The sequence below is a fragment of the Nitratireductor aquimarinus genome (genome assembly GCF_017255295.1).
Taxonomy (GTDB): Bacteria; Pseudomonadota; Alphaproteobacteria; order Rhizobiales; family Rhizobiaceae; genus Nitratireductor; species Nitratireductor aquimarinus.
Window position 1 is genome coordinate 893,338 of the sequence record NZ_JAFKDE010000002.1, and the last position, 10,451, is coordinate 903,788.

The 10,451-nt window shown below is 60.7% G+C and carries 13 protein-coding genes and 2 tRNA genes; 10 read left to right on the top strand and 5 right to left on the bottom strand.

Annotated features, from left to right (window positions below; translation table 11 throughout):
- Positions 1 to 59: 59 nt before the first annotated feature.
- The gene (locus JYP46_RS04615; RefSeq protein WP_206547396.1) at positions 60 to 2,162 is read left to right on the top strand and encodes a molybdopterin-containing oxidoreductase family protein; all 2,103 of its coding nucleotides are present in this window, start codon (positions 60 to 62) and stop codon (positions 2,160 to 2,162) included.
- 253 nt (positions 2,163 to 2,415) lie between these two features.
- On the opposite strand, the gene JYP46_RS04620 is transcribed toward JYP46_RS04615, so the two are convergent.
- From JYP46_RS04620 to purM, 3 genes are read right to left on the bottom strand one after another with little or no spacing between them, the layout of a single operon-like run.
- A complete protein-coding gene (locus tag JYP46_RS04620) occupies positions 2,416 to 2,838 on the bottom strand; it encodes a DUF1801 domain-containing protein (protein ID WP_206546664.1) in 423 nt (140 codons plus the stop codon).
- A 10-nt stretch (positions 2,839 to 2,848) separates the two neighbouring features.
- Positions 2,849 to 3,523, bottom strand: coding sequence for a phosphoribosylglycinamide formyltransferase (gene purN, locus JYP46_RS04625; protein WP_113154743.1), 675 nt, complete (start codon positions 3,521 to 3,523; stop codon positions 2,849 to 2,851).
- Positions 3,520 to 4,587: a phosphoribosylformylglycinamidine cyclo-ligase gene (gene purM / locus JYP46_RS04630; RefSeq protein WP_113154744.1), complete on the bottom strand. Its 1,068-nt coding sequence runs from the start codon at positions 4,585 to 4,587 to the stop codon at positions 3,520 to 3,522. The genes purN and purM overlap by 4 nt, the downstream gene beginning before the upstream one ends.
- A gap of 205 nt (positions 4,588 to 4,792) precedes the next feature.
- Between purM and JYP46_RS04635 the strand changes: the two genes are divergently transcribed.
- From JYP46_RS04635 to JYP46_RS04650, 4 genes are all read left to right on the top strand, one after another.
- Complete coding sequence (locus JYP46_RS04635; RefSeq protein ID WP_113154745.1) at positions 4,793 to 5,350, top strand: CDP-alcohol phosphatidyltransferase family protein; 558 nt, start codon at positions 4,793 to 4,795, stop codon at positions 5,348 to 5,350.
- Positions 5,316 to 6,476: an AI-2E family transporter gene (locus JYP46_RS04640; protein ID WP_328850064.1), complete on the top strand. Its 1,161-nt coding sequence runs from the start codon at positions 5,316 to 5,318 to the stop codon at positions 6,474 to 6,476. Before JYP46_RS04635 ends, JYP46_RS04640 begins: the two co-directional genes overlap by 35 nt.
- 11 nt (positions 6,477 to 6,487) lie before the next feature.
- On the top strand, positions 6,488 to 7,165 hold the full coding sequence (hdaA, locus tag JYP46_RS04645; protein ID WP_206547397.1) for a DnaA regulatory inactivator HdaA: 678 nt from the start codon (positions 6,488 to 6,490) through the stop codon (positions 7,163 to 7,165).
- Between the two features lie 153 nt (positions 7,166 to 7,318).
- Entirely contained in the window at positions 7,319 to 7,534 is a 216-nt protein-coding gene (locus tag JYP46_RS04650; protein WP_206547398.1) for a hypothetical protein, read from the top strand.
- A gap of 58 nt (positions 7,535 to 7,592) precedes the next feature.
- Here the strand turns inward: JYP46_RS04650 and JYP46_RS04655 are convergent, their stop codons facing one another.
- On the bottom strand, positions 7,593 to 8,006 hold the full coding sequence (locus JYP46_RS04655; RefSeq protein WP_206547399.1) for a universal stress protein: 414 nt from the start codon (positions 8,004 to 8,006) through the stop codon (positions 7,593 to 7,595).
- 166 nt (positions 8,007 to 8,172) lie between these two features.
- Here JYP46_RS04655 and JYP46_RS04660 point away from each other — a divergent pair.
- From JYP46_RS04660 to JYP46_RS04680, 5 genes are all read left to right on the top strand, one after another.
- Positions 8,173 to 8,249, top strand: a tRNA-Pro gene (locus tag JYP46_RS04660).
- Between the two features lie 76 nt (positions 8,250 to 8,325).
- The gene (locus JYP46_RS22220) at positions 8,326 to 8,631 is read left to right on the top strand and encodes an ETC complex I subunit (RefSeq protein WP_113154809.1); all 306 of its coding nucleotides are present in this window, start codon (positions 8,326 to 8,328) and stop codon (positions 8,629 to 8,631) included.
- 18 nt (positions 8,632 to 8,649) lie between these two features.
- A tRNA-Arg gene (locus JYP46_RS04670) sits at positions 8,650 to 8,726 on the top strand.
- Between the two features lie 202 nt (positions 8,727 to 8,928).
- Positions 8,929 to 9,441, top strand: a complete 513-nt coding sequence (locus JYP46_RS04675) for a hypothetical protein (RefSeq protein WP_206547400.1) — start codon at positions 8,929 to 8,931, stop codon at positions 9,439 to 9,441.
- Between the two features lie 202 nt (positions 9,442 to 9,643).
- The gene (locus tag JYP46_RS04680) at positions 9,644 to 9,886 is read left to right on the top strand and encodes a hypothetical protein (RefSeq protein ID WP_206547401.1); all 243 of its coding nucleotides are present in this window, start codon (positions 9,644 to 9,646) and stop codon (positions 9,884 to 9,886) included.
- Between the two features lie 128 nt (positions 9,887 to 10,014).
- Here JYP46_RS04680 and JYP46_RS04685 read toward each other — a convergent pair.
- Positions 10,015 to 10,451 (bottom strand): BstA C-terminal domain-containing protein (locus JYP46_RS04685; protein WP_477507002.1); only part of this gene is annotated, 437 nt, incomplete at its 5' end.

A 10,451-nucleotide genomic window follows, 5' to 3' on the forward strand; every position in this document is an offset into this window, starting at 1 on the left:
CCTGATTTTCTGAAAACTGGCTCTACGCGTGTGCAGAGAAAATCGCTAGTGTCCCCGCCATGAACACACACGCAAACATCCATATCGGACATTCGGCCTGCCCGCATGACTGCCCCTCGACCTGTGCGCTCGACGTTGAGGTGAAGGACGGTCGCATCGGTCGCGTTTATGGCGCGAAGGACAATAGCTACACCGCCGGCGTGATCTGCGCCAAGGTGGCGCGCTATTCGGAGCGTATCCATCACCCGGACCGGCTTTTGAAGCCACGGGTGCGTTCGGGCGCGAAGGGTGAGGGCAACTGGAAGGAAGCGAGCTGGGACGCCGCGCTCGATCTGGTGGCGGAAGCCTTCCTCAAGGCCGAGGAAAAGCATGGAAGCGAGGCCATCTGGCCTTACTACTATGCCGGGACGATGGGGCTTGTGCAGCGCGACTCCATCGACAGGCTGCGCCACGCCAAGCGCTATTCGGGCTTCTTCGGCACGGTCTGCACCAATGCGGCATGGACGGGTTTCGTGATGGGGGCGGGCGATCTGCGCGGTCCCGATCCGCGCGAGATGGCCAAATCCGACTGCGTGGTGATCTGGGGCACCAACGCGGTTGCCACACAGGTCAATGTGATGACGCACGCGATCCGCGCGCGCAAGGAGCGCGGCGCGAAGATCGTGGTGATCGACGTCTACGACAACGCCACCATGAAACAGGCGGATATCGGCCTCGTCCTTAAGCCGGGAACGGACGCCGCGCTGGCCTGCGCGACGATGCATGTTCTCTTCCGTGAAGGGCTGGCGGACCGGGCATTTCTCGCAAAATACACGGATGACCCCGCCGGGCTCGAGGCGCATCTTGCAACGCGCACGCCCGAATGGGCGTCTGCCATCACCGGCCTTTCGGTGGCGGAAATCGAGACCTTCGCACGGCTGGTGGGCGAGACGAAGCGCACCTTCTTCCGCCTCGGCTACGGCTTTACGCGCAATCGCAACGGCGTGGTGAACATGCACGCGGCCCTGTCTGTCGCCGCCGTCACCGGCTGCTGGCAATATGAGGGTGGTGGCGCGTTCCACTCCAATTCATCGATCTTTCGGCTGGACAAGTCACTGATCGAGGGCGAGGCGCTGCGCGATCCCGCGATCCGCTCGCTCGATCAATCGCAGATCGGCCGCATTCTCACCAATGATGAAGAGGCGCTGCGTGGCGGCCCGCCGGTCACCGCGCTTCTGATCCAGAACACCAATCCGGCCAACATCGCGCCGGAGCAACGGCTGGTGAAAGAGGGCTTCCTGCGCGAAGATCTCTTCACCTGTGTGCACGAGCAGTTCATGACCGACACGGCGAAGCTTGCCGATGTGGTTCTGCCGGCCACCATGTTCCTGGAGCATGACGACATCTATCGCGGCGGCGGCCACCAGCACATCGTGCTCGGCCCCAAACTGGTGGATGCGCCGGGCGAGGCGCGCGAGAACATCTTTGTCATCGAAGAACTGGCAAAACGCCTCGGCGTTGCCGATCAGCCCGGCTTCGGGCTCTCCGCGCGTGCGCATGTGGACTGGATGCTGGAGCGCCGTGGCCTCGGTGATTTCGACAGTCTCAAGGAAGAGCGCTGGGCCGATGTGCAGCCGGATTTCGACACAGCCCATTTCGTCAACGGGTTCGGTCATCCGGATGGCAAGTTCCGTTTCCGCCCGGACTGGACCGGCACGCCCGCGCCCAATCGTCCACCCGCATCCATCGGATTGCAGGGGCCGCATCAGCGTATGCCGGAATTCCCCGACCATATGGATTTCATCGAGACGGCCGATCCCGAGCATCCCTTCAGGCTCGCCACTTCGCCCGCGCGCACCTTCCTGAATTCGAGCTTTACGGAGACGCCGGGCTCGATCAAACGGGAAGGACGCCCGGAACTGATGCTGCATCCCGACGACGCCGCCGGGCTTGGGCTTTCTGTCGGAGACCGCGTGGAAATCGGCAATCAGCGCGGCGAGGTGGTGCTTCACGTCAAGCTGTTCGATGGCGTGCGGCGCGGCGTGGTGATCGCCGAAGGCATCTGGCCGAACACCGCTCATGAACGCGGTGAGGGCATCAACGTGCTGACGGGAGCCGATTCCATCGCACCTTACGGCGGCGCAGCGTTCCATGACACGAAGGTCTGGGTGCGGGCCGTCTGAAGCGTTTTTCAGACCTGTCAGAAAGGACGAAGCCGCTCAATGCACTGGCTTCGTCCGTGTTTCTGGGTGGCAGCGCCTGCCCAGACGCGACGATGCATGACACCGCATTGCATTAACGCGGTGCGTGGTTCGACAGGCTCACCATGAGGGAGGGCGTTGGTCGTCAAACGCGGCGCAGTGCCTTTGTTCAGAGCTTCTCGCCAGCCACGGCCACCCTCATGGTGAGCCTGTCGAACCACGCACAGCTTGAACGTCAGGAGCGCTTCTGGTGATAGGTCAATGCCAAGGCAAGACAATGGCTTAGGGCGTCTTCCGGAATCACTTCGTCAGGCCGGAAGAGCAGTGCGCGGTTGCCTTCGAAAGTGAAGCGGTCGGGATAGTGCTCGCGGAATTGCCGGATGAGCGATGTCTGGCAGTGGACGAAAAGCGCCCAGCCATCTGACGGAGATTTGGGAATGCCCAGCCGGATCGTGCTGCCGGACCTGGTCTCCGGCGTCAGATAGGCGGGCTGGCCCCATTTCAGCGTTTCCTCGATCCGGCCAATGCCTGCGGTGCGGCGGGCCGTCTCGAAGATCAGTTCACGGACGCGAAGCAATTGCGGCCGAACGGCATCGGGAAAGGCTGCAAAGGCAGCCGCGATGGCAGGCGAAGGGAAGGGCGGTTCGGTTGCGCTCAACCTGCCGCCCTTAGTCCCGGCGCTGGCCGGGTGAAACGATGGCAAGATCGCCGCGTTCCTCGTCGACGCCGGAGAATACGGCTGCGCCGCCGGACATGCGCACCTTGCCTTCAACGAGGTAGCGAAGCGCCAGCGGATAGAGACGGTGCTCCACCTTGAGTACGCGCGCGCCCAGCGTTTCCTCGGTGTCGTTGCTCAGAACCGGCACGGCTGCCTGCGCGATGATCGGTCCCTCATCCATTTCCGGCGTGACGAAATGAACGGTGCAGCCATGAACGCGCACGCCATTTGCGAGCGCCCGGGCATGGGTGTCGAGCCCGCGGAAACTGGGCAGAAGGGCCGGGTGGATGTTGATCATCCGGCCTTTCCACTTCTGAACGAATTCCGGTGTCAGAAGGCGCATGTAACCGGCAAGGCAGACGATTTCGGCCTTCAGTTCGGTCAGCGCCTCGTGGATTGCCGCGTCATGCGCTGCACGACCGTCATACTCGCGCGAAGGCACAACCCTGGTGGGGATGCTGTGGGTTTCGGCGATCTCGAGGCCGCGCGCATCGGCGCGGTTGGAGATGACACCAACGATCTCGGCGGGAAAGGCAGGGTCGATGGCAGCGGCAACCAGCGCCGCCATGTTCGAACCACGGCCGGAGATGAGGATCGCAACCCGTTTGCGCGCGCGCCTGGTCATAGGTCGAGTTCACCGCGATAGGTGACGCCGGCTGCCTGACGCGGCACGATCTGGCCGAGCATGGTGACGCTCTCGCCCGCTTCCTGAAGCAGGGCTGCGATCTGCGCGGCCTCATCGGCAGCCACGGCAACAACCATGCCGATGCCGCAGTTGAAGGTGGAAAGCATCTCGCGCTCGGCAACGCCGCCCGTCCCGGCAAGCCAGGAGAAGACCGGCGGCACGTCGATCGCATCGAGGTCGATCTCCGCTGCCAGATGATCAGGCAGAACGCGCGGCAGGTTTTCAGGGAAACCGCCACCGGTGATATGGGCAAGCGCCTTGATGCCCCAGGCGGCTTTCAGCGTCGCGAGCAGGGATTTGACGTAGATGCGCGTCGGCTCCAGCAGCGCCTCGCCGAGCGTCTGCCCGGGGGCGAAGGGAGCCTTGTCGCTCCATTCGAGCCCGGCATCGGAAACGATGCGGCGCACAAGCGAGAAACCGTTGGAATGGACGCCGGAGGAGGCGAGGCCGAGCAGAACGTCGCCCTCGGCAATGTCGCCGGTGGGCAGAAGCCTGCCACGCTCGGCCGCGCCCACGGCGAAGCCGGCGAGATCGTAATCATCACCGTGATACATGCCGGGCATTTCCGCCGTTTCGCCGCCGATCAGCGCACAGCCTGCCTGCTTGCAGCCTTCCGCAATGCCCGAAACGATGGCCGCGCCCTGATCGGGATCGAGCTTGCCGGTGGCGAAATAGTCGAGGAAGAAGAGGGGTTCTGCGCCCTGAACGACCAGATCGTTCACGCACATGGCCACAAGGTCGATGCCGACCGTATCGTGCTTGTCCGCTTCGATGGCAATCTTGAGCTTGGTGCCGACGCCATCATTGGCAGCCACCAGCACCGGGTCGGTGAAGCCCGCCGCCTTGAGGTCGAACAGGCCGCCAAAGCCGCCGATCTCGCTGTCAGCGCCCGGACGGCGCGTCGCGCGCACCATGGGCTTGATCTTGTCCACCAGCCGGCTGCCCGCATCGATGTCGACGCCCGCATCCGCGTAGGTAAGGCCGTTCTTGGGTTCCTGAGCCATATCGTTCTCGCCGCCGCGTTTTTCTGGGCTTCTTGCATGAAGGCGGCGCTTCCGCAAGGCGCGAGATATCAACAAGCTGGCCTATTGAAAGCGCGGGGCTCTCCCACAATCTGAGAAAGCCTGCGATAAGTGTGCGCCGAAACGTGGTCTGGCCGCAATGGTCCGATAGGAGGCGCGAGACGGGCGCGAGGCTGGAGTAGGAACCATGACGATACCCAACGTCATAACATTGATGCGCTTTATTCTGGTGCCGGGTGTGGTGTTTGCGCTTCTGACCGGTGACAATGGCTGGGCGTTTGCCGGGTTCCTGATCGCCGGCATTTCCGATGGCGTGGACGGTTTCATTGCGCGCCATTTCAACCAGCGCACGGAACTGGGCGCTTATCTGGACCCGATTGCCGACAAGCTGCTGCTGGTCAGCGTCTTTGTCGTGCTGGGCTACATGATGGAGCTGCCCCTGTGGCTGGTGATCGCCGTGGTGTCGCGCGATGCGCTCATCATTGGCGGCGTGCTGTTGGCCAATGTGATGGGGCATCCCGTGGCCATGAAGCCGCTGTTCGTCTCCAAGGCCAACACGCTGGCGCAGATATTGCTGGCGCTTCTCGTGCTGGCCGAACTTGCCTTTGGATATAGTTCCGGTGCCGTGCGACTGTGGCTGATCGTGGCCACCGGCCTCTTGACCGTGGCTTCCGGAGCGGCCTATCTCATCGCCTGGATCAAGCACATGAGTGGATACGCAGAAAGTGACGCCGAAGGACACTGACAGCAACGCTGGGCCTGCGGTCGCCCGCTCGCCCCAACGCCCGCCATTGATACGCAACATTGCCTTCTGGCTGTTGGCGGCGCTGGCGCTTGTGCTGTTCCTCTACGTGTTCAGCTCGATCCTGCTGCCTTTCCTCGCCGGCATGGTTCTGGCCTATTTTCTGGACCCGGTCGCCGACCGGCTGGAGCGCATGGGCCTGTCGCGCACCTCGGCCACGGTGGTGATCCTGATCGGCTTCGTGGTCGTTTTGGCGGTCGGGCTGATGATTGTGGTGCCGGTGCTTGGCAAGCAGCTTGCGGATTTCGCCAGCCGCCTGCCGGAGTATCTCACACGCCTTCATGAGCTGATGATCCGGCTGGAGCCGAAATGGGTCGACAGCCTGCTGAACGGCGAGACGGAAGCGCTGCGCGAAAACCTGACCTCCATCCTGGCGCAGGGCACAAGCTTCCTGGGCACGCTGTTCAAATCCGTATGGAGTTCGGGTGTCGCCATCGTCAACGTGGCGAGCCTTTTCGTGGTCACGCCGGTGGTTGCCTTCTACATGCTGCTCGACTGGGACCGCATGGTGGAAAAGGTGGACAGCTGGGTGCCGCGCGACCATGTGGAGACGGTGCGCCAGATCGCCCGCGACATCAATGTGGCGACGGCAGGGTTCGTGCGCGGGCAGGGCACGCTGTGCCTTATCCTCGGCGTCTTCTATGCGGTCGGCCTTTCGCTGGTCGGGCTCAATTTCGGCCTGCTGATCGGTCTGTTCGCCGGCCTTATCAGCTTCATTCCCTATGTCGGCTCGCTGGTCGGCTTCGGCCTGTCCATCGGCATTGCCGTGGTGCAGTTCTGGCCGGAATGGTGGTGGGTGCTGGCGGTGGCCGCAATCTTCTTCTCCGGCCAGTTTCTCGAAGGCAACATCCTGCAGCCCAAACTGGTGGGCAAGAGCGTGGGCCTGCATCCTGTCTGGCTGATGTTCGCGCTGTTCGCCTTTGGTTATCTGTTCGGCTTTGCAGGCCTTCTGATCGCCGTTCCTGCGGCTGCGGCGGTGGCCGTGCTCGTGCGTTTTGCGATCAAGCAATATCTCGCTTCGCCGCTCTATAGCGGGCATCAGAAGCCGGGCAATACGCCCGAATCCTAGGACGACAAGAAATGCCTTCCCGCCAGCTTCCGCTAGACCTGCCTTCCGGAGAAGCGCTGACACGCGATGATCTCGTGGTGACGCCCGCCAATGCGCGCGCGGCGGCGCTGATCGAGAACTGGCCGTCCTGGCCCGCGCCGGTGGTGATCCTTGCAGGCCCCGCCGGCAGCGGAAAATCGCATCTGGCGGCCATCTGGTGCGAGGAGGCGGATGCCGCCGTCATCGCGCCCGATGGCATTGGCGCGGAGGCCATCGAGCTGGCCGGGGAGCGGCCGATCCTGATCGACAACGCCGATCGTGGCCCGGTGGACGAGAACGGTCTTTTTCACCTGATCAATGCGGCGCGCGCCGGCGGACAGCCCATGCTTCTCACCGCGCGCAGCTTTCCTGGCGCGTGGGGCGTGAAGCTGCCGGATCTTCTGTCGCGTTTGAAGGCGGCTGCGACCGTCGAGATCGACGAGCCCGACGACATGCTGCTTGCCGGCGTCATCACCAAGCTCTTCGCCGACCGGCAGGTGGATGTGGAGCCGCATGTGGTGCAGTTTCTGGTGCGCCGCATCGAGCGCTCTCTGTCGAGCGCGATCAGCGCCGTCGACGCCATCGACCGCGCCGCACTGGAGCGCAAGACGCGCATCACAAGGCCGCTGGCAGCCGAGGTGATCAACGCGCTTGAGGCAAAGGCTTCCTGAAGCCGGACCATTTGCGCCCCACGTGAAAATCGGCCTCCTGGTGACAGCGCTGTTCCATCAATGGCTTTGCGCGCCGCGCAGCCAGCGTCGGAACCATTTGCGTCTCTGTCGGTTTGTTTCCCCGAAGCGAACCAACACGCGAAGGAGCGCCAGATGGACCATGAACAGAAAGAACGCACGACCGTTGTGACCACCGGAAGCGGCGGTGGCGGCGGGGCAGGCTGGTTTATCGCCGGCGGCCTGATCGTGGCGCTGATTCTGGGCGGTTTCCTCTTCTTCGGCGGCTTTGTCGGCGGCGGCGGAAATGGCGGCATCAACATTGATGTGCCCGAAAAGGTGACCATCGAGACGCCCAAGCCTGCCGAATGATGAACTGCGCGCGGGCGGCGCCCGGGGCTTGCCCCGGAGCTGCCCGCTCTCCAGAGGCTCAGCGCACGATAAAGACCGAAACCGGCGTGTGGGAGGCAAGATAACCGGCGTTTGACGCGAATATGTGATCTGCAAATGTCGGCACGTGCGACGCCATCACGACAAGGTCGGCGCCAATTTCTCCCACGGTGCGCCCCAGAACGTCATCGAGATCGCGCACGGGATCGTGGCTAACCGCTGTCTTGACCTCTATGCCAACGCCATCGTCATTGCTGCGGGCTTCTGCAAATTGGGTGAGCTTGGCCGCGAAATCCGCTTCGCCATGGGCCACCGAGCTGGGCAGCGCGGTCGTCACACCCACATAGCACAGCGACGCGCCGTAGAGTTTTGCGAGGCCGGATGCGGCATCAAGCGCTTTGTCCAGCTTGTCGGCATGTGCGAGGTCGACGGGAACCATGATTCTCTTGAACATCGATTTTCCTCCTCGTTTCAGGGCAAGACGCCCGGTTTCTCCAACACTTCGAATGTCTGAACCCTGACAGTTCGGGGGCAGGGCGCATTGACCTGAGGCAAATTATCGATTTTGCGCTGCACCCCCTTGCTTTCGATATCTGCAGACCCTAATGAAGCCGAACGTTCGGAGCGTAGCGCAGCCTGGTAGCGCATCTGGTTTGGGACCAGAGGGTCGCAGGTTCGAATCCTGCCGCTCCGACCATCTTTTCGCATGCTGCCCTGTGTGGCATGTTGCTTGTTTCGGCGTTTCGACGCCTGCAGGGAACGAGGTTCAAGACGTGTCTGCGCGCATTTTCAGCCCGGCCAAGACGGCCATGCAGTCCGGCAAGGCCAAAACCGGCCGTTGGGTTCTCGAATTCGATCCGGCAGTACCGCGCAAGATCGATCCGCTGATGGGCTATACTTCTTCGTCCGACATGAAGAGCCAGGTTCGCCTGACTTTCGAGAGCCGGGAAGAGGCGGTCGCCTATGCGGAGCGTAACGGCATTCCTTTCCGTGTGGAAGAACCGCATCAGCCCAAGCGCCGTCAGGTTTCCTACTCTGACAATTTCCGCTATGACCGCAAGACCCCGTGGACGCACTGATTTCTGCTTCCACATCGTGGTCCCGTAGCTCAGTTGGATAGAGCACCGGCCTTCTAAGCCGATGGTCGCAGGTTCGAATCCTGCCGGGATCGCCAGCAAAGTCAACGACTTAGAGCTTTCTTCTTCCGATTTCACGTTGCGTCATGTTGCAACTGACTATCCTTGATTTTCAAGGATTTTCCGTCATGCCCGGCTATTCCACGCGACATGGATGCAACATGTGGGGCATTTTAGACCACTTTTTATCACTTTGTGCTGTCCCGTGATTCTTCTACCGTTAGTTGATCGAATCAACTGATGGGTAAAGAAATGGAAGTTTTATTTTCTCAAGAGCTGGTCAGTCACTCTGATCTAAAAGTCGGTGGGATCGCGATATTCGAAGGGGGGCTTATTTTAAAGATCGAAGACGAACCAGATGGGGCTTCCATTGTCGGATTCCTGAAAGGAGGAGAGGATGGAGGGTTTTGTTGGCGACGTTTATCCAATCAACAAGAATGTAATTCGCTAGGCACAGATTGGCTGCTTACGATAGAGCCAGCTTGCGATGAAAAAAATAAGCAATCAGACAACCGAGAGTACGCTGATGGGACCCCATTCTATCTGGGTAGGGAGGGGTTTTTTGCTAGGTTCCAGAAAGGAAGACAGCAACAGGGTGGCTCAGGCCCGTGTGATTTTGATCTGAAAAATAATAAAAAAGCTAAACAAGCATTTTCTGGTAACCCAGTTTACGATGCAGCGATTTGGTTAAGTCGGGAGCACTACGAGTCGCCGCATTCCAAACCGCTCGTCAAGTATTGCAGCAGCAGTTGAAATGGGAATGAGCCTAACGGTGGCGCGCTTGAGGTAGGAAAAATTTTGCCGATCCTCAAGTAGGCAAATTTGCACTCTTCCGCTTCTCGGCGCGCTTTCGCCAGAGCCTCTCTCGGCTGGTGCGCTGATCTTTGCATACATTGGAGCAATTGACCCGCCCTCGACCGTTGCTGCACCTTCCTTGCAAAATGGGAGGGAAATCATGCACGGCATAGTGAAATTCGCTGGTGGGCTTACGGTTCTTGTAGGTCTCGCGGCTTTGGTCTTCGGCATCATGGTTGTGGCCGATGCCGGTCCGGGGTCTGTAATGGTGCTAGGATTTGGATTGTCTGTGATCTTATCTGGTGCCGTGTTGTATTGTTTCGGCGCAATTGTGGAGCATCTAGCCGCGATCCGCTCCAGTAATGCCGAATTGCTCGCGGTATTGCGCGGCAGTTCTCGCTGAGATGCAGAACACGCGTGCTAATTCGTTTGCGGAGTCCGTAATTTACTAGCGCTTTACCACGCACAGGCGTTTTCAATTCTATGTGAAGGATGGAGGGCGGCGATCTTATTCATCGCCGCCCTATTAGGTTACGCTGCCGAAATTGCTTTGTGGTTGGTATTTGCAATCAGGCGGGGAAGGTAGGGAAGCGCGGCGGGATCCCGGGTGTTGAAGTATCTTTCAGAGTGTTCTGGAATCCAGACGGTATCAACAAACTCGATAAACAGCGGCAACATACTATTGGGATATTGCCTGACTTCGCCCTCCCACTCTTCCGTAACATGAACATACATACTGTAGTTGTCGGATACAGAAGGGTGTTCGGCACGAAGCCACTTCGAAAACAGCATGCCGACACTGGTGTCCGGACGGATCTGTTTCCCGTCCGGTGCGAAGTCCTGCATGATTGTCAACGGCGGAGTAAAAGTCGGCCATTGGGCGGCGCAAAAGTAGTCCACTTTGCGCTGCAAGCGGGGAACGTCGGGAGGGCGTAGCCCGACCAGAGTTTCCCGCTTGCAGCGTCGGC